The following is a 22313-nucleotide window of genomic DNA, read 5'->3' on the forward strand; positions in this document are numbered from 1 at the left end:
TTGCGTGCATCCTGTCAAAATAGGTCGGCAATGAAAGAGCCGCTTTCGATAGAAGTAGAGCGCATTGTTCCAGACAAGCCCAGCCTACGCATGGCTGTGGTGACAGAGACATACCCTCCAGATGTTAACGGCGTTGCGCACACCATTTCGATTATCGTTAAGGGACTACGCGAGCGTGGGCATGAAATTACGCTCATTCGTCCACGTCGCCAGGAAGAGCCGATACATAGCGCGATGCCTGATGAACTGCTCGTGCGGGGCGCCCCAATCCCTATGTACAAGCAGCTCAGAATGGGGTTGCCCGCCTTAGGCAGCTTACGTAAGCTCTGGACGGCGAACCGCCCTGATCTTGTACATATCGCGACGCAAGGGCCACTCGGATGGTCCGCCGCCCGCGCGGCACACAAGCTTGGTATCCCTGTCAGTTCGGACTTCAGAACAAATTTTCACGCTTACAGCCAGCTTTATGGATTGGGCTGGCTAAAGAGCACCATCGTGTCCTATCTGCGCAAGTTCCATAACGCTGCCCGTTGCACAATGGTGCCCACACAACGCTTGAAGGACGAGTTAGTCATTGGTGGCTTTGAGCGGCTTATCGTTGTGCCACGAGGCGTAGACACAGAAAAGTTTTCGCCAGATTACCGAAATAACCAGTTACGCGAAACTTGGGGCGCCGACCCCAAAACGACTGTTTTACTCTCGGTTGGTCGCCTTGCAGTTGAGAAGAATCTTAGCCTTGTAATCAACACCTACACTCGACTAATACACGCAGGTGCTAAGGCAAAACTCGTCTTCGTAGGCGATGGTCCAGAAGCAAACACACTGCAAAGACTCTGCCCAGATGCAATCTTCGCAGGCACGAGACGTGGGCAGGAACTAGCGGAGCACTATGCGAGCGCCGATTTGTTTGTGTTTCCTAGTTTGACAGAGACCTTCGGTAACGTAACGCTCGAGGCAATGGCCAGCGGCCTTTGCGTGGTGGCCTACGATCATGCCGCAGCCGGCCAGCTCATCGTCTCAGAGAAGAATGGACTCCTTTTGACACCGAATGACGAAGAAGGATTTATCGCTGCTACGCAGGCGGTCACAAACAATGCGATCCATCGTAACGAAATTCGTCTGCAAGCAAGACAGACCGCACAAAACAATAGCTGGAACATCATTTTGTCTCGCACTGAAGAAATTTTTCGCTCGCTCGTAACGCTCAACAACTCCAAACAATCCTAGCCGTTTGAGGAAATCGATTCCTATGCCTCCTCCCGAGTATTTCATCCCAGAGCAGCGTCCAGAGAAATATCGCGCGATTTGGATTTCGGATATTCATCTTGGAACGCCCGGCTGTAAGGCAGAGTACCTGCTAGATTTCTTAAAGTGGAATGAGTCCGAGCAACTTTACTTAGTCGGCGACATTATTGACGGCTGGCAATTAAAAAAGGGGTGGTACTGGCGTCAAAGTCACAACGATGTTGTACAGAAGATCCTACGCAAATCTCGAAAAGGTACGCGCGTGACCTACATTGCTGGAAATCATGACGAGGTGCTTCGTCAGTTCCTCGGTATGGCCTTCGGTGATATCGAAATACTAGACGAAGCCACGCACGAACTTATGGATGGACGTCGTCTCTGGATCACACACGGAGACCTCTTTGACGGGATCATCCAGCACGCCAAATGGCTGGCTTACCTGGGAGACTCCCTCTACTCCCTCGTTCTTAGACTAAACAATTCCTTCAACCACGCACGTCACAAGCTTGGGCTTTCGTACTGGTCACTATCCCAATACCTGAAGCACAAGGTCAAGAACGCAGTCTCGTTTATTACTGAGTTCGAAACGGTCATAACAGACGAAGCCAGACGTCGCGGCTATGACGGCGTGCTTTGCGGGCATATCCATCGTCCCGAGATACGCGAAATCAATGGAATCTTGTACTGCAATGACGGTGATTGGGTTGAGAGCCTCTCGGCCATAGTAGAAACCTACACCGGCGAGCTAAGAGTCATTCACTGGCCCTATCGCGGCGCTGCGCAAGAGGCCGAGTCGCACGATCCAGTCGTTGCTGTTTAGCGACGAGCAAATTTTATTTCAGGGATTCATCGACTTGTAACAATCGGCATTTACAGTTCTTTGCATGATTCCATCCGACATAATTCCAACGCAGTCTGCGCACCCAATGATTGTTGCAGAGAATGTGTCTAAAACATTCCCTGCATTAGCCCACGGCCAGCAAAGTCACTTCAAAGCGCTCGATAGGATTTCATTCTCGATTGCGGCAGGGGAATGCGTCGCACTTCTGGGCGCATCCGGATCCGGTAAATCTACTCTGATTCGAATGATGTGCGGCTTAGCCCGAATGGATGCGGGTAGCGGTCATATTGCAATCGGCTCAAAGCTTGCGCTTCAAGGTAATCGATTTAGTGACGAGATCGCTCAAACGCGCAAGATAACTGGAGTTATCTTCCAGCAGTTCAATCTTGTCGGTCAACTTGATGTGTTAACCAACGTATTGGTTGGTTGCCTGCACACAAAAAGCACTTTCGATGTGTTGTTCCGTCGATTTACAGAAGCTGAACGTGTCCAGGCGCTTGAATGTCTCGACATGGTAGGACTTGGTCCGCAAGCCTATCAGCGCGCCTCAACACTTTCAGGCGGTCAGCAGCAACGCGTCGCCGTGGCCAGAGCACTGCTCAAGGGAGCGAAAGTCCTGTTAGCGGATGAGCCTGTCGCATCTCTGGATCCAGAGTCGGCACGAAAAGTCATGGATGTACTTTTTGGACTGACAAAAGAATTGGGTATGACGCTTGTAGTGAGTTTGCATCAAATCTCAATTGCTAGAACCTATTGCCAGCGGGCCTTAGGGATGAGTCGTGGTCGCCTTGTGTTTGACGGACCCATTGCAGATCTCACGGAACAACGTCTGAATCAGTTGTACGGGGCTGATGCCCAAGAACTTTTGATGAACGAGCCCCCTGCCGTACTGCACGTCAACGAAAGTCAAAGCCATTCACTTGTCAGCGCTTAAATCATTTAACTGGAGAATTACATGAAGCTTAAACATTTGGTGCTGGGTGCTTGCCTAGCCGTCAGCAGTGCGATTGCCTTCGCGCAAGAGGTGTCATTCGGTATTATCGCAACGGACTCAGCCTCTGCACAACGTGAAAAATGGGAACCATTCTTCAAAGATATGGAGAAGAAGACTGGTTTGAAGATCAAGTCCTTTTACGCAACAGACTATGCCGGCGTGATTGAAGCGATGCGCTTCAATAAGGTCCAAGTTGCTTGGTACGGCAATAAAGCTGCGATGGAAGCGGTAGATCGCGCAAATGGTGAAATCTTCGCGCAGCTGATGTACGCCGACGGAAGCTTTGGCTACGAGGCACTTTTAATTACACACAAAGACTCGCCCTACAAAACTTTAGACGATGTGTTCAAGAATCCGAAGGCTGTGAATTTCGGCATCGGTGATCCAAACTCAACATCGGGATTCTTGGTGCCGACTTACTACGTGTTCGCAGCACGCAAGGTCGATCCACGTGCCATCTTTAAAACTGTCCGCAACGGCAGCCATGGCAACAACATTCAAGCGATCCTTGCCAAGCAACTCGACGTTGCTACAAACAACACAGAAGATATGGGTCGCTTACAGACTACCCGCCCTGATTTGTACGATCAGCTGCGTATTATCTGGAAGAGCCCATTAATCCCTAGCGATCCGTTTGTGTGGCGCAAGGATCTGGACCCCGCCATCAAAGAGAAGATTCGTACATTTGTTTTGAACTACGCCAAGACAGACGAGGCGGAAAAACTGATCTTAAAGAACATCTATAACTATGGTGGCTTCCGGGCTTCGACAAATGACCAACTCAAGCCAATTCGCCAGCTCGAACTGTTCAAAGATCGCGTGAAGTTTGAAACGGCACAGGGCCTCAGTGACGCCGAGCGTGCAGCAAAGCTTGCTGAAATTGATCAGGCGCTCGCAAAGCTTAACTAATGGCCTCAACATACCAAATCGACGCGCTCGAACGCATTCGAGCGCACGCGCAGTCTAATCGCCGTGGCCCAATGTATTATGCCGGCTGGGTCATTGCAATCCTTGTTGCAGGCTGGGCGTGGCAGGGGGCAGAAATTCGCCCCTTGGATTTGGTACAGCATTCGGGAAACATCGTCACGCTTGGACGTGACTTTTTCCCACCGAATTTTATGGATTGGCGCATCTACATCAAAGAGATGATTGTGACGATCCATATTGCATTATGGGGGACGCTTTTAGCGATTGTTGCATCTATCCCTCTCGGATTTTTGTGCGCCTCCAACGTCGTCAGCCCTGTTATATATCAACCGACCCGCAGACTGATGGATGCGTTGCGAGCCGTCAATGAGATGGTATTCGCCCTCCTCTTTATCGTGGCGGTTGGGCTCGGCCCGTTTGCAGGCGTCCTCGCACTTTTTGTTCATACGACTGGCACGCTCACCAAGCTTTTTTCTGAAGCGGTTGAAGCCATTGATCCACGACCTGTTGAAGGAATCCGGGCGGCTGGGGGCTCTCGCTTAGCGGAAATCGTGTTTGGCATCGTTCCCCAAGTTCTGCCAATGTGGATTTCCTTCTGTCTTTATCGCTTCGAGTCCAATGTGCGTTCAGCCTCGGTGGTTGGTATGGTTGGCGCAGGCGGTATTGGTGTCATTTTGTATGAGGTTATTCGTAGTTTTCAATACGCGCAAACTTGCGCTGTCTTATTAATTCTGATCGCCTCGGTCACTGTTATCGATGTCATCTCGGCGTATCTTCGCAAACAGGTTACTTGATGCTAACCAAACCAGAGATCATCATCTCCACTGGGGCACGGCATAAGTTGCCTCAACTCGTAAAGCAACATCCTGTCGTTGCGTTGATTTATCATCATGCTTCGGAGACGCTAGTCGATGAGCTACAAACCCTTCTTGGACCAAACCTCTTGAAGGTTATCCGTTGTCCTGACGGACTGCCGACCGTCGAGCTTGCGGATAGCCTGAGACGAGACTTTTGGGGCATACACACTAGACGCGACTTACCGATCATCGTTGCAATCGGCGGAGGCAGTACGCTCGATCTAGCTAAATCACTTCGGCTGAACATACCCCACCCAGCCTCGATCACCTCGGTTCTCGATCGCAAAATCGAAGTCGGTGAATTCGAGAGCTGCTCAATGATCCTGATGCCAACCACGGCAGGCACGGGCAGTGAGGTATCCTCAACCGCTACCATTTGGGATATCGAGAATAGAACCAAGCACTCTCTTTTTGGTCCTGCCGTCGTGGCCGACTGGGCAGTCATTGACCCAGAGCTTGCCTTGACCTCACCCTGGCTAGTGACGCGAGACAGCGGCATCGATGCCCTATCTCATGCGCTTGAAACGATTTGGAATCGTAACCGTGTGCCAAAGGCATTCGCTTACGCGATGTCTGCAGCGCAACAGATCGTAAAAGTATTGCCGCGGATTATAGATAACCCCGAGGATGTTTCGTATCGCTTCGAGATGGCTAGCGCAGCGCTCTGGGCAGGTCAGGCGATGGCGCTAACTGAAACTGCCCTCGTTCACGCGCTTTCGTATGACGATACGACCGGGCTCGGGTTGTCGCACGGACAAGCTTGCGGCCGCTGGTTGCCCAAGGTCTACCAACTAGCCAGTCAAAGCTCCGAGGAAATGGAGATCTTCTTACGCGCGGCAATGCAACCTGTGATTTCTGATGAGTACCAGTTGGAGGCTTGGGTCAATGCTCTTGGTTGCCCGACTGTCTCCCTCGATGATCACAGCATCGAGACCGAACGCCGTATTGCCTGCGCTTTACACACAAAGCGTGGACGTAACTTCATTGAATTATCCCCACAACATGCACTTCAAAAAGTATGATCTCGCCGTTGTTGGCGCAGGAATCGTCGGTCTAGCGCACGCTTGGATGGCCGCCAAGTCAGGCCTAAGCGTTGTGGTCTTGGACAAGGATCCGCGCTGTGTAGGCGCCTCCATCCGAAACTTTGGCTTCATCACGGTGACAGGGCAACGAGACGGCGACACTTGGCGTCGGGCAAGACGCTCACGCGATTTATGGCAAGAACTTGCACGAGCCGCAGCGATCCCGATTTGCCACAACGGGCTTACCCTTGTGGCGCAGCGGCCAGAGGCCTTAGCCTTGCTAGAAGCCTTCAAAGACACACAAATGGGCGAGGAGTGCTCGTTACTCACACAAGACATGTTGGCAAAAACATGCGGCGCTGTGCGCAACGAGTCCTGTGTAGGGGGTATGTACAGCCCACACGAACTTCGCGTCGAGTCACGCGATGCCATTCCCCAAATTGCCGCGTGGCTTGCGAAAACGCACAATGTTGAGTTTTTGTATAACTGCGAAGTCCTAGATTTTGCATTGCCGCAAATTCAAACGTCGTCAGGCACTCTGCTGGCCCAGCGTATCGTCTTGTGTCCGGGCACCGAACTCAATGGCATTGCAAAACGCTATCTTCAAGACTATCAACTCACCCTGACGCAGTTACAAATGCTCCGAGTCAAGCCTCCGGCCAACTTCAAACTTAGCTCCGCCGTCATGAGCGACTTAAGCTTTGTGCGCTATGCCGGGTACACGGGGCTTGGCTGTCATCAGGAATTATTGCAGCGACTTGAGAAAGAGACACCTGATTCACTTGCAGCCGGTATCCATCTGATCGTTGTTCAAAGCGAAGACGGCAGCCTTGTCGTTGGCGACTCACATCATCCTGCCAATCTATTCGAACCCTATGCAATCGAATCGGTGGATGACTTAATTTTGAAGCACCTTGAAGAAGCGCTCTTACTCACCAACTACGACGTCACGCATCGCTGGACCGGTCGCTATCCTGTTGGAGCCGGCGATCAAGATGCGCTAATCCTGGCACCACACGCTGATGTCCGCGTCGTAAGTGTCACAAGTGGGACCGGCGCTAGCACTTCCTTTGCACTGGCCGAAGAAGTTATGCAATCCTGGGGAATCTAACGTGCTGATGTTTGACGAGGGCAGTAACTCAATTCGAGCAGTCGTGTTTGACTGGGCAGGCACCATCTTTGACTTTGGTAGTCACGCACCGATGGGTGCTTTTGTTAAATTATTTGAGCAGGAAGGCATTCGCATCTCGATTGAAGACGCCCGCGGTCCGATGGGTATGCCAAAGTGGGATCATATTCACACCCTTGGCCAACTGGAGCATATTCAGGCGCAATGGCTAGCTAAATTCGGGCGTCTGTTTTCTGAACGCGACACTGACCGCTTGTACGATATTTTTACACCCATGAACGCCGCGTCGGTTGTAGAACATGCAGCGCTCATTCCGGGCTTCTTGGAACTAGCTTCTGACTTGCGTGCAACTGGGATCAAAATCGGCACGACGACTGGCTACAACCGCCAGATTATGAACGTGGTGCTTCCTCTCGTGAAAGCCCAAGGCTTTGTTCCCGATAATCTAGTTTGCGCCGATGATCTCCCGACGTCGCGCCCAACTCCGATGGGGATGTACAAGTGCTTTTTAGATCTTGATGTGTGGCCGAGCAGGTCGGTGGTGAAAGTAGATGACACGGTACCTGGCCTACTTGAGGGTTATCACAGTGACTGCTGGACAGTGGGCGTCATTGCAAGCGGCAATGAAGCCGGTCTCACCCATTCTCAATGGAAGAGTCTCTCAGAGGCTGAAAAGGTAACCTTAAGGGAGCGCGTGGCGAAACGCCTAGCAGCTGGGCATCCAGATTTCCTGATCGATACCGTGGCTGACTTACCCCAGACCTTGCAGAAAATTCAACAACTGCTGAATCAGAGAAAATGAAGATTCACTCCATTGAAGATATCGAGCAATTATTTCTTGATGCAGGTCACGTTGCTTACGCTGGCGAGGGAATCAATCAACTCGAACACGCGCTGCAGTGCGGTCAACTCGCAGAGCAAGCAGGCGCTAGCGCCTCGCTGATTACGGCAGCCTTCCTACATGACATCGGACACATGCTTAACCCCAAAGGCGATACACCTTCGGCACGAGGCATCGATGATCAACATCAGTTCATCGCGAGCCATCAGCTAAAGTCGCTATTCCGACAGGATGTTGTTGCTCCCGTGCACCTTCACGTGCTGGGTAAACGTGCCCTCTGTGCAATCGAAGTCGAGTACTACGGCTCACTATCCCCAGACTCCAAGCGCAGCATGGCTCTTCAGGGCGGCCCTCTGAGCACCCGTGAGCTCGAGAAATTTTTAGCTATGCCTTATGCCGATGATGCCATGGCACTGAGGCGCTGGGATGATCTTGCCAAAACACCCAATCGTCAAACCCCCGCTCTAGATCACTTCCTACAGATCGCAAGATCCGTTTGCGTTACGCATTCTGGTTTGAATCAATAATTTTTTCAAGCGCAGTCACTACCTCAAACACTGCTCGATTCTGCACACGGCCCACCGCTTCTTGAAACACCGGCAGCTTAGCTAAGAGCTCTTGGGTCGCACCCTTTATCTCGCGCACTTGCGAGACCACGATCCCAAACTGATTCTCACGTATCCAGGTTGCGTTATAACGCTCTTGAGGCATGGTTAATGAGTTTCTAAAGGTCAAGACTGGCAAACCCATGTGAACGGCCTCGCTCAAACTACCTGGACCAGGCTTACCGATCAGGAAGTCGCTCAAACGCATGACCTGAGCCATATCGCTCGTGAAACCTAACACGACATGTTTGACCGAAGGCGTCAATGCTTCTATTTTTTTCGCTAAGAGATCATTGTGGCCGCAAACCAAAATGAGTTGTGTCTCCGAAAGATCTTTCGCGATGCGCACCATCTGATTCGAGCCATTGCCACCGAACATCACCAGACCTATCGGCTTCGTCGAATCCAGACCAAGCCGTGCGCACTCTTGAGCTCGATCCAACTTGGCGGTTTGATAAAAACCTGGGCGCAAAATCATGCCTGATGTTTGGGTAAGCTGATGACTTTGGTACCCGGCCGCCCTCGCCTGCGTCATTGCGCGGGCTGATCCGCAAACTAAATGTTGCTCTTGCCCTGCTTCTATCCAGAAATGGGGAGGATGGTCAGCAATATCTGTCATCACGGTCACATAGGGCACGGTCGGACACTCTTGATAAAGAGCATCCCACATCACTTTATTGAAATTCGGCACTAGCGACACAACCATATCGGGCCGTGTCGCTCTCCAGTGCTGCTGTAACTTTCGCTTAAGCTTTGCGTGACTCAAGCGAATAAGCGCCTGCAAAACCTTAAGTTCTGTTGCCAAGCCAAGCGTCCAGCCCTTCTTCAGTCTCAAATTGTAGAGGTCTTCGGGTGCAAAGCCCGTTAGCTTTTGAAAATAACGTTCTGTGTCAATCACCTCAAAGAGATTGACAAGACTGACCTCCCAATCAGAATGTTCGGTCGCAATGACTTCTTTAAGTGCAAGCGCAGCGGCACGATGGCCGCCACCCGCATTGAAGTAAATAAGTTGGATTTTTTTTTGCATGTCTCCATAGCATGCGACCGATACATTTCAAGCGTATGACAAATTAATCCGGCTTAATCCCGTTTTCCTTGATCACCTTCGCCCAGCGATCCATCTCAGTAACCGTCCATTTCTGAAGTTCTTGCGGGCTACTCAGCTTGAGGTCGATACCCAAGGTCTCGGTCAACTGCTTGTTCACAGCAGGATCCTTCGCAATTTTCGCCATTTCTGCATTGAGCTTGTCAATGATTGGTTGAGGCGTGCCCGCCGGTGCAAAAACTGCCCACCATGCTACAGCGGAGAAGCCAGGAAAGCCTTGCTCTGCCATTGTGGGTACATCAGGCATCGAAGTAGAACGGGTCTCACCAGTCACGGCAAGCGCGCGCATCTTTCCGCCTTTGATGTGATTTGCCAGGACTGCAACCGAGCCGATACCCGACTCAATCTGACCACCTAAAATATCAGCAGACATCGGGCCACCCCCTTTGTAAGGGATATGAATCACTTTGAAGTTACCCGCCTTTTGAACCAACGTCATGGTGAGGTGACCCAAACTACCGCTACCGACTGACCCATAACTTAAAGAGTCCGGCTTGGCTTTCGCAGCTGCGACAAACTCACTGAAGTTTTTGTAAGGTTTGTTTGCCGCCGTTCCTAACGCCATTGGCGCTGTGCCCACCAACATGACTGGCGACAAGTCCTTCAATGTGTCAAACGTCATCTTAGGCAGCAGTGAAGGATTCACTGCATGTGTGTCAAACACAAACACAAAGGTATAGCCGTCAGGCGCCGCCTTGGCGACATATCCCGTTCCGATAGAGCCTGACGCACCTGTGCGATTTTCAACGATGAACTGTTGACCGAGCGCGTCCGACAACTTGGCTGCAAACAACCTCGCCAAAGGATCCACTGAGCCACCGGGTGGGAAGGGTGACACGAAAGTGACAGGCTTGGTGGGCCATTGCTGCGCCAACGTGACGCCCGGCGCTGCGACGCACAATAAAGCTAGGGCCAAGGCCACTTGCTTGAAATGTTTCTGAATCATATTCAAACCTCCACGATCTAATTGAGTGCTCAAGCACAATTGAGTGGTAAGTTTATACCCAGATAAATAAAACTCAGCGATATTTCCCTAGGAGACACCCATGAAACTCGTCAAGACAAGCCTTTTTAGTGCATTTACTCTTTGCGCGAGCGTAGTCTGCGCGCAACCAGCGCCGACGCCGTTGCCTCTGGCTGCACCTGAGTCTCAAGGCTTCTCTGCAGAGGGTGTTAAGCGTATCCACGCATTTTTTGCTCAAGAAGTCGCCAATAACCGTATGCCAGGCGCGGTTTTAGCGGTGACTAAAAATGGCAAATTGGTTATTTACGAAGCCTACGGCTATCGCAACAAGGCCACGAATACACCAATGACAACAGACACCATCTTCCAACTCGCGTCGATGACGAAGGTGATGACGGCAGTCAGCGCTATGACGTTTTACGAAGAAGGCAAACTGCCCTTGACGATGTCCATTTCAAATTGGTTTCCTCAGTTCAAGGAACAAAAACTAGGAAAGCCCGGTGCCGACGGAACATTTTCAACGATGGCAAACAAGACGCCCATCAGCGTCCAAGATTTAATGCGTCACACAAGTGGACTAACTTACGGTGGACGAGGTGCAACCCCAATACATAAAGAGTATCCGGCCGGCTCTGTCGTTTCTGCCGTGCAATACGACGGCACCGCATTGATCGACAAACTCGCTGCCGCTCCTCTGATGTACGAGCCTGGAACAACCTGGGACTACGGTTTCGGTTTGGACGTACTTGGACTGCTTCAAGAAAAAATGGCGAATAAGCGTCTCGAAGAAATTATGCGTGAACGTATCTGGAACAAAGTTGGCATGAAGGACACTGGCTTTTCAATGTCTACCAAAGATGCATCACGCTTTGCTCATCCCCTTGCAGTCGACCCCTTAACCAATAAACCACAATCGATACAGTTACTAACAACGCCGATCAAGTACGACTGCGGTGGAGGTTGCGCCTACGGTACTGCTGGCGATTACATTCGTTTCGGTCAGATGCTGCTTAATGGCGGCTCTATTGACGGCAAGCGTGTGCTGGGTCCGCAAACTGTCGCTCTGATGACCGCTGATCACCTCGGCACTCAAATCAAAAATCGCGTAGCCGTCACCGAGGCCTCTCGTGCAGAGTACGGTTTTGGCTTAAGTGTCGCGGTTCGTAAGTACCGCGGTGTTTCCGCTATCAATGGAAACGTCGGCGATTACACATGGAACGGTGCCTATGGCACGATGTATTTCGCAGACCCAAAAGAAAACATGGTTGTTGTCATGATGGCGGCCACCCCTGGGGATCTGCGTAAAGAATACCGTGAACGCGTCAATGCCTTGATTTACGCAGCACTAGAAAAATAATTCATAAAAATCAATGACTTAAGTTGGAGTCGGTCGATATGCAATAAACTGTGCGATTATTTTTTTCACATTTATTGCTGTCGTACCGACATCTATCCCATGCACACAACAACAATTCGATTCGCTGGCCTTTCTAAATTTGTCTGCGCAGCTGCATTGATTACAAGTTTTCAGATTAGCGCCCAAACGCAAAGCAATGCAACGACACCGACCACCAGCGGTTTATTAACCGCTGCACAATACGATGATGTCGCGACGTTGCTCATCGGAAAAACGCCGGCAAGCGGCTTGCCCGCCTCTGTCAACCAAAGTCAAAAATGGGCCACGTACACGCAGACCGTTGAAACGAACTGGGCGGAGTACACAGAAAAAATTGGTACTCCGATGGTGGAGTGGGCAAAAACCGAGGTTCCCGCAGTTAGTGAAACCGTGTTCTACCCTTTTTCGGGACCGGACTTCACGACAGCCTACCGCATCTATCCAAATGCAAAGCGATACATCATGATCGCCATGCAAAATGCAGAAAGACCGCTGAATCTGGGCTCGACCAATACGCAATTGACCGATCAAGCGTTAGATATTCTTATTTCGGCATGGCAACTCTACGGAACCCACGGTTTCTTCGTTACCGAGTATCTTGAGCGTTACTACTATGCAACCCAAGGACGTATAGGCTCCAGCACGTTCATTACAATTTTCATGAAATTGCAAGGGTTTGAACTTGATCGCATCGTGCCTATCAAGGTGAACTCAGAAGGCGATGTAGAGGAGATTCCCGCTGAAACACGGAATTGGCCCTCTGTTCGAATTTACGCAACCAAAGCGGGCAAGCCCATCGTGGTGGACTACCTGAAGATGGACTTATCCAACCCTGGATTACAAGCCTCACCCGAGAATTTGAAGTTCGTTCAATTAGCGTCTGCGAATCCCACGATATTTAAAGCGGCCTCGCACCTTCCGCAAAATGCGAACTTCAATATGATTGCCAGAGAAATTCTGGGGAAGGCACCGCTCGTGGTACAGGATGAAACCGCCCTGAACTACTCGGCACTGATTAAGTCGTTTGATGTGGCGCTCTACGGTAAGTTTGTGATTGCCCACCACGCCTTCCAAAGCTACCACACAGATTTAGCGCTGGCGTTTACTCAACGGTCTGACATCAAACCACTGAACTACCGCTTTGGCTATTACAAAGACGGAAACTACGTGGTGCTGATCGCACGTCGTAAATAACAAAAAATCGATGGGTGGCCTGGGGGTGAGGTTACGCTCACTTGACTAAACAAGTTACCTAGCCGGTTCATCCAAAAAACCGCCCGAGCGTAAGGTAACGACCAGCGTATCTCGCCACCCCCAATCCCCTTGCGGCTGAATGGGGGTCGTTTCATGAATGACTCGGGCGTCATCCAGCAACAGCAAAGACCAGGGCTCGCTCAAGGTGAACCGTTGTCCAACCGGGCTGTTCACATCAAAAACTCTTGTCTCACCGCCCTTAATATCGTGGCGACCAATCAAGAATACTGCCACTAAGTCGACACCATCACGATGCGCACCCTCTGGGGTGGGCCGACCAATCCCATCGGTCGTATCGATACGAAACGGATGGGCTTCGACATACCACTTCTGCTCACCTCGCAAACTTGAGGCGACTCTCCCTAAAAAGGAGAGCAAGTGTGACCATGCCATCGTCTGTGTCATGGCTACCTCGAGCGGCTCAAACCATCGGAGCATCCCACCATGCAGCGCATTGTAAGAAAGCGGCTGCCAATGTGCACGGTTCGCGTGCTGTGTAACGTCATCACCGAGCACTGTGAAGCTGCCATGCCGACGACGACGATATCGACCGCCGTCTTTCAAATACTGATCAGGAGGTAGATCGTTCCAGAAGCTGTTCAGACTTTCTAATACAGAGAGCGCAACGCCGCACAAGTCACTGACGGCGCGCGGACCGAGCACAGCAAATCCCTGCTCTTTTAACTTGAGGTGCAAGTCGGCGGGTGCTGTCAGAGGTGGTGCGAGCTGTGACGAAGTCATCGGTTTCCTAAACGTGCGACGTGCCGGTATTCGTGCACCATAGACGCCGGCTTCAGAGCCAAGTGTTTAGTGTGTCGACCCGATACACGTTCCCGCCAAAGTCGAAAAGACGAGCGCTTAAGCTCGCGACGCATCAACTTTATCACCTCGGCCTCATTTAAGCCGAACTGGGTCGCAATCGCCTCAAAAGGCGTGCGATCTTCCCAGGCCATCTCGATAACTCTGGAAATGTGGCTCGATGTATTCAAAATGTGGGGCTTCTCGCTCAATCCGAACCTCGCTTTGCCATTCAGGTGTTTTCTCGGCCAACAAGTCGGCAAAGCGTTGCGATTTAAAGAATACGATTCGCTCTTGCTCGTATTGCTGCTCGAGCCACCCCGTAAAATCCTCTCTTGAGCCACTATGCCGAAGCGGCGCGGGAGCGACATAGAACACAGACACGACATCCCAGACCGAGAGCCGTGCAGGGGAACCAGCGAAAGAGTGACCACCCAGCGGTCCGCGGCGAGAAGCGACCAGCCCATGCGTACGGAGCACTTTGAGTAGATTCTCGACGTAGGACACGGACAAGCTGAGCCGTCTCGCAAGCTCCTGCGTCGTTAGCGTCGAGGATTTTGGTAGTTTAGCCAAAGAAACAACCAGATTTAATGCGTGCTTTGCTTCGTTTGCGCTCATGGCATCACTCTTTTTGAGTAGGATAAAACAGTTATGAGTCCGAATTATCTATCAAATATCTATTCAAATAATGATAAATTCGTAAAAATAACCTACAATCTACTCAATACCTACTCATACTAAATTTAAATTGAAATCACTAAGCCAACAATATCGGATCGGCGCCATTGCAAAATTTGCGGGAGTACCTGTTACGACCTTGCGGGTGTGGGAAGCTCGGCACCAAGCATTTAGGCCCATTAAAACCGCCGGTCAGCATAGGCTTTACGGCGAAGAAGATCTCCTAAGAGCAACCCTCCTAAAGCAATTAAGCGATCAGGGTTACGCCATCAGCACAATCGCCTCGCTCGATATTGCGGCACTCAACGACTTAATGCATAAACAGAGCGGCCAAAGTAGTGGCTTGGCAAAACTGGCAAGCAATCGAAATGTCTCGTTAGCCATCGTCGGCCTCGCACTTGCCGGGCAAGTCGAAAGCAAAGCGTTCTCCGCGCACCTGCAAAACATTCACCTTGTCACCACTGGCGTGTACCAAAGTTTAGAAATGGTTCGACAAACGCCACCGAACACTGCGCCTGACATCTTTCTTCTGAAAATCAATACTCTGCACGAGATTGTGGTGCACGAGATTTTGCAAGCAGCGCGCGCTATGCGAGCAAGCAAAATTGTCGTGCTGTATAACTACGGCAGGGAGCAGGTCGTGCGCTCGATGCGCGACTACAGAATGATGGTACGCCGCGAGCCCTTGTCTGATTATGAACTTGCAGAGCTCATCAATTCGGTGCTTGTTGTGGACGCTAGCCAAGAATTGAGTGAAACCACAACAAGCGTAACGATACCTGCTCGCAAATACTCCGATTACGTTTTAAAAAAAATAAGTGGGATTTCAACAAACGTTCTATGCGAGTGCCCACGTCATGTGGCAGAGATCATTGCACAACTCGCCAGTTTTGAACAATATAGCCAGGAGTGTTTAAACAAAAGCGCCGAAGACGCGCACTTACACGCTTACTTATCATCGGTATCCGGATCAGCCCGCGCCCTTTTTGAACAAGCCTTAGAAAAAGTTGCCAGCCATGAAGGCATTGATCTGAATGCTCAAGAATAAGCGCGATCGCTAGCAATTCTGATCAGCACAAAAAAACAGGAACCACTTACATGACTTTGGCTATCGCGTTCCTCATCAACACAGCAGTGGTCATCGCAACGATGTTGATCCACTACGAAGCACTTTTCTGGCTCTCAAAAAAATTACCAACACTCTGTCAGATTCGTCCCCGCTTTCAAGTGTTGGTTGGTGCTTTATGCATATTCCTTGTTCATGTACTTGAGATTTGGCTCTTTGCGCTCGCCTTCTACCTATCGAGCAAAATCGACGGAATGGGATCTTTGACGGGAAATCTAGTCGATGCGGGAGGGATTCTTGATTGCGTTTACTTATCTTTTGTCACCTTCACCACCGTGGGCTACGGTGATGTCGTTGCGCAGGGGGAGTTGCGCTACCTTGGCGGTATCGAGTCACTAACCGGCATCATACTGATTACCTGGTCGGCCTCTTTTCTGTTTGTTGAGATGCAACGCAATTGGGCGGACCTACGTAAATTAAAATAGAGAAAAATATAGAGACAAAACTATGAAGAATACTTACGATTTTGTCATTATTGGCGCTGGCTCTGCTGGTTGCGTCTTGGCCAATCGACTGTCTGCCGACGGCTCAAAAACCGTACTCCTGCTTGAAGCAGGACCGTCAGACACGAACCCCTGGATAAAAATTCCTGCGGGAGTACCGCGTATCGTTGCGGACCCAACTATCACGTGGGGCTATCATTCAGAACCCGAGCCTGGTCTCAACGGCCGCAGGCTCCACTGGCCACGCGGCAAGACACTCGGAGGCTCAAGCAGCATTAACGGCCATGTCTATATGCGTGGTACGCCCGACGACTACAACGGGTGGCGCGATGCCGGCAATCCTGGCTGGGGCTGGGAAGATGTTTTGCCACACTTCAAGGCAACAGAGTGTCACTTCGCAGGCGAATCTGCCTTACACGGCTCACAGGGGGAGCTCAAGGTATCAGCATTACAGGAGCCCCAACCTGCCTCCCAGGCTTTTGTCGCCTCAGCGGTAAATTGTGGCATTGAACCGAACGACGACTTCAATGGACTTGAACAAGCAGGTGTTGGATATGTACAACTGATGATTCATCGCGGCGTACGTTCTTCTGCAGCCCGGTCATTCCTAAAGCCCATTCGCAATAGAAAGAACCTCACCGTGGAGGTCAACGCCTTCGTCGAACGGATTGTGATAACTGGCAAGCGCGCAACAGGCGTGCGCTTCGAAAAAAACGGCGAGATAATTGAAGTTAATGCAGGAGAGGTGCTTCTTTCGGCGGGCGCAATCAATTCACCGCAAATATTAATGCTGTCAGGCATTGGGCCCGCAGATGAGTTAGTTAAACACGGCATCACGGTGACGCACCCGCTACCTGGCGTCGGACAAAATTTGCACGACCATGTGTATGTGCATGCGATGGCAAAAGTAAAACCTGCGTTCTCAGTCAATCACAAGATTTGCAGCAATATTCGAATGATTCCTGATGTGTTGCGCTATTTAGTGAGCCGTAAAGGGCTCCTCAACTCTGCCGCAGCGCAGGTGGCGCTGTTTGCCAAATCAGGCGTGAATTCCGACAAAGTCGATCTACAAATGCAGATGCGTCCTTTCAGCATGCTGGGGGCGGGTGGTATGTTTCAGGCAGATAACTTCCCAGCAATCACGGCATCTTGCGGCTTACTCCACGTGCACTCTGCGGGATCGGTGTCGTTGAAATCAGCTGACTTTCGTCAGGCGCCAAGCATGTTTGCAAGCTACCTTACGGACCCAAGAGACACGGCACCCTTGGTATTCGGCTTACGGTTGATACGCCGTATCTTTTCCCAGGCGCCGTTCAGCGAGATCTGTACAGGGGAAGCCCTTCCAGGACCAGACCGTCACACCGACGAGGATTTGATTGCCTATTGCCGAGAGCAAGCACAAACCATGTACCACCCAGTGGGCACGTGTCGCATGGGTTCCGATCCGCTCGGCGTGGTCGATCATCGCTTGCGCGTCCATGGAATTCAGGGCTTGCGTGTAGTGGATGCATCCGTCATGCCCAAAGTCCCCTCGGGCAACACGAGTGCACCCGTTATTATGGTTGCGGACAAGGCTGCGGGGATGATTCTGGAGGACTCTCGCAATTCCTCTCAAAACCTTGGGTATTGAATAGAAGTTACCCAGACAACAACACCCTAGGCCATACACAAATCATTGATTTAAAAGGTATTTTTTATCACGCCTCTTAAATTAGATTAGAAATATTGTATTGTTGATGTCACATTAACCTGTTATTCTCTGCTCTGTAAGCTATTCGGCTAACACAGATATCTATCTGGTTAAGTTAAATTAGAAGCTCAGAATTTTTTGAATTTTGGAGAAATCGGAATCATGCAAACGCAAGCAAACGACCTGAATGTACTAACTAACGGCGCGAAACTGGTGGGTGAATCCGTTCTCCCCGGCGCAAGCCTTTTGATGGATGGTCAGTTTTTGAACGGCGCAGCACACGCTGCTGTCGGCATCGGCGCACGTCTCGCCCTTGGTCCTCTGGGTGTCGTGCTAGTCTGTGCTGATTCGTTCTCGAAGTCGGTCACCGACAAGTTCCTTTGGGATCACGTCAAGGATGGCATCGAGGCTCGCAAAGCTGCCAAGGCCGCCAAAGCTGCTGCTCAAGTTGAAGCAGAAGCTCAAGCTGCATAAGCACCGAGACTGATGTAAAAAAGCGGATGACGATGTCATCCGCTTTTTTTATTAAGCTTACGAGTTAATAAAACGATCAGATATTTAGCGATCGAGAAGAACACCACAAAGAACAGCAGCACCACCAAGACAAGCTCAATTTGATCCTGCCGTGAGCTCATTGCATCTCCGCGTGCAAGCGTAAGCGTGACTGCCTCACGCACGCCAATCGCCGCACCAACACTCGTCGACATGACCAGGATCACAAACGTTCGACTGTGTATGGGTATCGCCAACATAATGGACTCGCGGGTCATAGCGCCATAGCGCTTGAACAAATCTAACCATGTATCAGCCACGACCGCAATCGAATAGCAGGACAAGGCGAGTATCAACGCGATCACTGGTGCAAAAATTGCCGTAGATGAACCGCCATCAATCATCTGCGTCAAAATGTTAAGGCATAGAAACATGAATACGAAAACCGGCGAGGCGCGCAGCAATCCAACAATTGCTCCAACCAAACTGGCAATCAAACCTCCAGAGTAGGCAGCGTATGCAAGAGGGATTCCTAGTGCTAACCCAACGAGCAACGAGGCAAATCCCACCAATATATTTACATAAAATGCCTGTATAAAATCAAAGGCAAACGCCATATCGATCGCGCTCATCGGGGTGCCCTCCTATTAATGATAAAAGAGGAACCGATAACCACTGCTTGTACAACAAGAATATAAAAGATAGTGACAATCAGAAATGTCGTTGACCGTTCACCGGTAAAAGAAGAAATATGTACGAGCGCAGTTAATACGTCTGGGACACCAATAAATGCAGCAACTGGGCTAGCCTTTACGGCATTGATGACGCACGCTCGCAACTGAACCCCGCCGTGTGCCACAACCTCGCTAAAGCGCGATTCTGCAGGCATAGTTTGAGCGATCTCGGCTAAGGCTACACCACCCGTCGAACCGTTGTTGAGTCCAATCATCAGGAGCCCGACCGTACCCGCCAACCAATAGTTATAAGGAAGGAATGAGGTCACCACAAGATAACCAAGCACCAGCAACAGAATAACGGGACTATTCATCAGTGCAGTTGTGAGAAGACGCCCAAGTAGCCGGAAAAACTTATACCGCGCGTTTAATAGTAAAAAAAACAAGCCTGAGAGAAATAACGTTGCCAGGATTGTTGCCATGACAAATGTCAACGAGACAGCTAATCCCGTCCCGAACAGCTTTGCGGAAGCCTGACTCGTTAACATTGGAAAAGTGATGTTTAACTGCGCGACCGACTGCAACCACTTTTGTAATTCAATGACCAAGGGGGCGATCGAGGTGGCAGGCCCCTCAAGGTCTACTGCAGCCAATACACAACTTGGATTTATCTCATATGAGGAAGGATAAAAACACGAGGTGTCGTTCCACAGCCGATTTTGTTCAACTAAAAATTCGGTTTTGATCCCATGTTGGTTGGCTGCCTCAACTAAAAATCCGCTTTTATGATAGTGAATCAATAACAATCTGAGCACTACACCAAGAGTCTCTTCTCCAACGGTCTCTCCATCGGAAAGACGCACGGCCATTCCCCAAGGCACGGTCGAGTACGAAAACTTTTGTTCAAACTTTTCACGAAGCTCGCGCGGCGCATTCGGCCCCGTTACGCCCGCATAGAGCAAGGGTTCATCATGCGCGATTATTGAACAGGCACCGAGCTTGAGCGCGCCGATCATCCGATCTGGCCGATCAAACAGGATTAACTTTGCGCCCGCTGCTGCAATCTCTGCATTTGAATAACTTCCAAGCGGTACACAAATCGACTTGCCGGAAAGGCTATTCAAGCCTGTCAACTGATTATCACGGGCCGCCACAACGGCAAACCCCGCCGCATAATAATGAGGCTCGATAAACTCGATAACCTTGGCCCGAGAGGCGATGTGGCCCATTGTGGCTAGGATGAGATCTACCTTCCCTTCCAGCAATAAGGCAATGCGATTCGCGGGACTAACGGGCACAAACACCGGGGAGACGCCAAGATCACGGGAAATTCTACGTGCTAGGTCAATCTCAAACCCTGTATGGACACCGTCAGCCAAGACGCCGAATTCGCTGTAATTAACACGTACACCAATGTCAAAACGACCAGAGCAAATAACTTGCGTGAAAGTATCTTGCTTTACATTAGCAAGACCACATTTTGATTTTGCACTGTTGATGTGGGCTGCAACCTCTTGCATGACCGGCACGGTTTCTGCGCGCACATTAAAGTGGAAGATTTGCATCAGCACAACAAGACACAATAAACGCATAATCTTCATTAAAGCGACTCTGGTTAGCGTTTAACGCAGACTTCCAAAATACGTGAATTAGCAAAGACGTAATCGCCATATCTTCGAAGGCCCTGCCCATTCCTTAGCAGAACTTCTGGCGGCACAGCTGAAATGCGCTCGGGTGACTCAAAAACCGTCCATTCCAAGACCGAGCGATATTCAAGACCAAGCGACTCTAACAGCCTGACCGTATCCGGATACCCAACGAGATCATGATGCGTAAAGTACGCAATCCCAGACCGCCCCAACCGTTTGGGTAACGCTCCGATAAATCGATCAATTAAGAGTCGACCATCGCCTCCCGTCCATCCAGGTGGTCTATCTTTCTCAGATACCAGCGCAGGGAAATGAGGCAAATTCGCGAGGATGACATCAAAGTCTTGCTCTACTGGCAACGGACTCCACATGTCACCAATTAACAAGCGGCGAGGAATATTTGGTTGCGTCGCTGCAAGCAAACGCTCAGAGGACTCAACCGCTGCCTCACTAATATCTACACCCCACAACTGCTGAGCACCGAGTTTTGCTAGCGCTGCCAAGAGCACTCCACTCCCTACCCCTATGTCCAGCACGCTCGTCATTCTTCGACCTAAGCACTGCTGCTCAATTACCTGTAATAAAGTCGCTGTGTATTGGCTCGGTCGAAATTGATACACGTAGGTTGTCATGCGCTACCGACTTGGTTTCGGTGGGGTAACAGCAGGGGCATTCTGACTCTCATTAAACAGCGTTCGATACTTTTTTGTTAGCAAATAAAATTCATTTCTTTTATTGGCCTTCACAACTTCTAATTCCAGTTTTGGAATGAGCGCATTAGCGCATCTCGAGCGCTTAGAGAACGCAAAAAACGTATCTGCCCTGAACGGGTATGTGGGCAGAATATGTACTTTGTCACCCAAATCTCGTGTGTAGATTTCAGAATATGCCGAATTTTCATACGCTAAAACGTAATCGGCATTACCCGCCAAGAGTCTGTCGATCGATGCGCTAAGGTTAGGCGAGCGCTCTAGTTGAAGCTCTTTCTCCACAAACAAGCCGAATGTACTGTCTCCATAAGTTTCGCCTCGACCAGCGACACCGACCCGACCTTTGAGGTCTGCATAGGAATTAAGAGGAAATCCAGTGCCTTTGCGTACAATCACCTGCAAAAACTGATAGGCGTAGGCAGGATATACATAGGTTAAATATCGGGCACGTTCGGAGGACCAACCCGCTGAAAGAATCAAATCTACATCGCCACGGCGAGTCGCTTCAAGAGCCTCCGGCCAAGAAGAAAACATCTTAATGTCTACTTTTTTAACGCCAGCGGCTCGCAACGTCATTTGCGCTAACTCGACTGATGCACCCACTAACGCACCGTTATACACCCAAGAAGATGGGGCACCAGACGGCGGTCCCGTCACAGTCACTGAATCACAGACCTGTGCCTGCACAGATCCCGTGATCAAAACACTCGCTATCGCAGATATAAATGTAAATTTTTTCATCGGGATAGTTTTTTTACTCGCACAGTGCTAAAAGGCAACAAAATCACAAATTAAGTATAGCCTAGGCGTACAGCGTAAACGCTTTCTGACAGTGCAAACTCACTCTGGTGCGAGATCATGAGAGGAATTACC

The 22313-nt window shown here is 50.4% G+C and carries 24 protein-coding genes; 15 read left to right on the top strand and 9 right to left on the bottom strand.

The features are described from left to right. Positions 1–30 precede the first annotated feature (30 nt). The 9 genes from KZZ10_RS09120 (at position 31) to KZZ10_RS09160 (ending at position 8383) form a co-directional block, all read left to right on the top strand. Positions 31–1227: a glycosyltransferase family 4 protein gene (locus tag KZZ10_RS09120; RefSeq protein WP_259661208.1), complete on the top strand. Its 1197-nt coding sequence runs from the start codon at positions 31–33 to the stop codon at positions 1225–1227. Between the two features lie 22 nt (positions 1228–1249). After that, positions 1250–2065 (top strand): UDP-2,3-diacylglucosamine diphosphatase, encoded by an 816-nt coding sequence (locus KZZ10_RS09125; protein ID WP_259661209.1) that lies wholly within the window; start codon positions 1250–1252, stop codon positions 2063–2065. 64 nt (positions 2066–2129) lie between these two features. After that, positions 2130–3020, top strand: coding sequence for a phosphonate ABC transporter ATP-binding protein (locus KZZ10_RS09130; protein ID WP_259661210.1), 891 nt, complete (start codon positions 2130–2132; stop codon positions 3018–3020). Positions 3021–3041: 21 nt separating this feature from the next. Further along, complete coding sequence (gene phnD, locus KZZ10_RS09135; RefSeq protein WP_259661211.1) at positions 3042–3989, top strand: phosphonate ABC transporter substrate-binding protein; 948 nt, start codon at positions 3042–3044, stop codon at positions 3987–3989. 71 nt (positions 3990–4060) lie between these two features. Continuing rightward, positions 4061–4801 carry a phosphonate ABC transporter, permease protein PhnE gene (phnE, locus tag KZZ10_RS09140; protein WP_259661502.1) on the top strand — a complete coding sequence of 247 codons (741 nt, stop codon included), beginning with the start codon at positions 4061–4063 and terminating at the stop codon, positions 4799–4801. Beyond that, a complete protein-coding gene (locus KZZ10_RS09145) occupies positions 4801–5886 on the top strand; it encodes an iron-containing alcohol dehydrogenase (RefSeq protein WP_259661212.1) in 1086 nt (361 codons plus the stop codon). The genes phnE and KZZ10_RS09145 overlap by 1 nt, the downstream gene beginning before the upstream one ends. After that, a complete protein-coding gene (locus KZZ10_RS09150; protein ID WP_259661213.1) occupies positions 5867–6997 on the top strand; it encodes a TIGR03364 family FAD-dependent oxidoreductase in 1131 nt (376 codons plus the stop codon). The genes KZZ10_RS09145 and KZZ10_RS09150 overlap by 20 nt, the downstream gene beginning before the upstream one ends. 7 nt (positions 6998–7004) lie before the next feature. After that, a complete protein-coding gene (gene phnX / locus KZZ10_RS09155) occupies positions 7005–7817 on the top strand; it encodes a phosphonoacetaldehyde hydrolase (RefSeq protein WP_259661503.1) in 813 nt (270 codons plus the stop codon). Next, complete coding sequence (locus KZZ10_RS09160) at positions 7814–8383, top strand: phosphonate degradation HD-domain oxygenase (protein ID WP_259661214.1); 570 nt, start codon at positions 7814–7816, stop codon at positions 8381–8383. Before phnX ends, KZZ10_RS09160 begins: the two co-directional genes overlap by 4 nt. On the opposite strand, the gene KZZ10_RS09165 is transcribed toward KZZ10_RS09160, so the two are convergent. Together KZZ10_RS09165 and KZZ10_RS09170 are read right to left on the bottom strand one after the other, a co-directional pair. Then, complete coding sequence (locus KZZ10_RS09165; protein ID WP_259661215.1) at positions 8358–9488, bottom strand: glycosyltransferase; 1131 nt, start codon at positions 9486–9488, stop codon at positions 8358–8360. The two genes, KZZ10_RS09160 and KZZ10_RS09165, sit on opposite strands and share 26 nt — an antisense overlap. A 43-nt stretch (positions 9489–9531) precedes the next feature. After that, positions 9532–10512 (bottom strand): tripartite tricarboxylate transporter substrate binding protein, encoded by a 981-nt coding sequence (locus KZZ10_RS09170; protein ID WP_259661216.1) that lies wholly within the window; start codon positions 10510–10512, stop codon positions 9532–9534. Between the two features lie 100 nt (positions 10513–10612). Here KZZ10_RS09170 and KZZ10_RS09175 point away from each other — a divergent pair, with 100 nt between their 5' ends. Both KZZ10_RS09175 and KZZ10_RS09180 read left to right on the top strand, forming a co-directional pair. Further along, positions 10613–11887, top strand: a complete 1275-nt coding sequence (locus KZZ10_RS09175) for a serine hydrolase domain-containing protein (protein ID WP_259661217.1) — start codon at positions 10613–10615, stop codon at positions 11885–11887. 99 nt (positions 11888–11986) lie between these two features. Further along, a complete protein-coding gene (locus KZZ10_RS09180) occupies positions 11987–13120 on the top strand; it encodes a hypothetical protein (protein WP_259661218.1) in 1134 nt (377 codons plus the stop codon). Positions 13121–13174: 54 nt separating this feature from the next. Here the strand turns inward: KZZ10_RS09180 and KZZ10_RS09185 are convergent, their stop codons facing one another. From KZZ10_RS09185 to KZZ10_RS09195, 3 genes are read right to left on the bottom strand one after another with little or no spacing between them, the layout of a single operon-like run. Continuing rightward, on the bottom strand, positions 13175–13921 hold the full coding sequence (locus tag KZZ10_RS09185) for a 2OG-Fe dioxygenase family protein (protein WP_259661219.1): 747 nt from the start codon (positions 13919–13921) through the stop codon (positions 13175–13177). Continuing rightward, positions 13918–14133, bottom strand: coding sequence for a TIGR03643 family protein (locus KZZ10_RS09190; protein WP_259661220.1), 216 nt, complete (start codon positions 14131–14133; stop codon positions 13918–13920). Before KZZ10_RS09190 ends, KZZ10_RS09185 begins: the two co-directional genes overlap by 4 nt. Continuing rightward, entirely contained in the window at positions 14105–14596 is a 492-nt protein-coding gene (locus KZZ10_RS09195; protein ID WP_259661221.1) for an RrF2 family transcriptional regulator, read from the bottom strand. The genes KZZ10_RS09190 and KZZ10_RS09195 overlap by 29 nt, the downstream gene beginning before the upstream one ends. 130 nt (positions 14597–14726) lie before the next feature. Here KZZ10_RS09195 and KZZ10_RS09200 point away from each other — a divergent pair, with 130 nt between their 5' ends. The 4 genes from KZZ10_RS09200 to KZZ10_RS09215 all read left to right on the top strand — a co-directional run bounded on the left by KZZ10_RS09200 (position 14727) and on the right by KZZ10_RS09215 (position 18389). Then, positions 14727–15704: a MerR family transcriptional regulator gene (locus tag KZZ10_RS09200; RefSeq protein WP_259661222.1), complete on the top strand. Its 978-nt coding sequence runs from the start codon at positions 14727–14729 to the stop codon at positions 15702–15704. A gap of 50 nt (positions 15705–15754) precedes the next feature. Next, positions 15755–16207 carry a potassium channel family protein gene (locus tag KZZ10_RS09205; protein ID WP_259661223.1) on the top strand — a complete coding sequence of 151 codons (453 nt, stop codon included), beginning with the start codon at positions 15755–15757 and terminating at the stop codon, positions 16205–16207. Between the two features lie 22 nt (positions 16208–16229). Then, complete coding sequence (locus tag KZZ10_RS09210; protein WP_259661224.1) at positions 16230–17855, top strand: GMC family oxidoreductase; 1626 nt, start codon at positions 16230–16232, stop codon at positions 17853–17855. A gap of 222 nt (positions 17856–18077) precedes the next feature. Next, entirely contained in the window at positions 18078–18389 is a 312-nt protein-coding gene (locus tag KZZ10_RS09215) for a DUF6072 family protein (RefSeq protein WP_259661225.1), read from the top strand. A 35-nt stretch (positions 18390–18424) separates the two neighbouring features. On the opposite strand, the gene KZZ10_RS09220 is transcribed toward KZZ10_RS09215, so the two are convergent. The 4 genes from KZZ10_RS09220 to KZZ10_RS09235 are packed head-to-tail and all read right to left on the bottom strand — an operon-like array spanning position 18425 to position 22181. Further along, positions 18425–19039, bottom strand: a complete 615-nt coding sequence (locus tag KZZ10_RS09220; protein WP_259661226.1) for an ABC transporter permease family protein — start codon at positions 19037–19039, stop codon at positions 18425–18427. Then, on the bottom strand, positions 19036–20682 hold the full coding sequence (locus KZZ10_RS09225) for a transporter substrate-binding domain-containing protein (RefSeq protein ID WP_259661227.1): 1647 nt from the start codon (positions 20680–20682) through the stop codon (positions 19036–19038). The genes KZZ10_RS09220 and KZZ10_RS09225 overlap by 4 nt, the downstream gene beginning before the upstream one ends. Positions 20683–20696: 14 nt before the next feature. Then, positions 20697–21362, bottom strand: coding sequence for a 50S ribosomal protein L11 methyltransferase (locus KZZ10_RS09230; RefSeq protein WP_259661228.1), 666 nt, complete (start codon positions 21360–21362; stop codon positions 20697–20699). Positions 21363–21365: 3 nt separating this feature from the next. Next, positions 21366–22181 carry a substrate-binding periplasmic protein gene (locus KZZ10_RS09235; protein ID WP_259661229.1) on the bottom strand — a complete coding sequence of 272 codons (816 nt, stop codon included), beginning with the start codon at positions 22179–22181 and terminating at the stop codon, positions 21366–21368. Between the last annotated feature and the right edge of the window lie 132 nt (positions 22182–22313).

It is taken from the genome of Zwartia hollandica (assembly GCF_019923725.1).
GTDB lineage: Bacteria > Pseudomonadota > Gammaproteobacteria > Burkholderiales > Burkholderiaceae_B > Zwartia > Zwartia hollandica.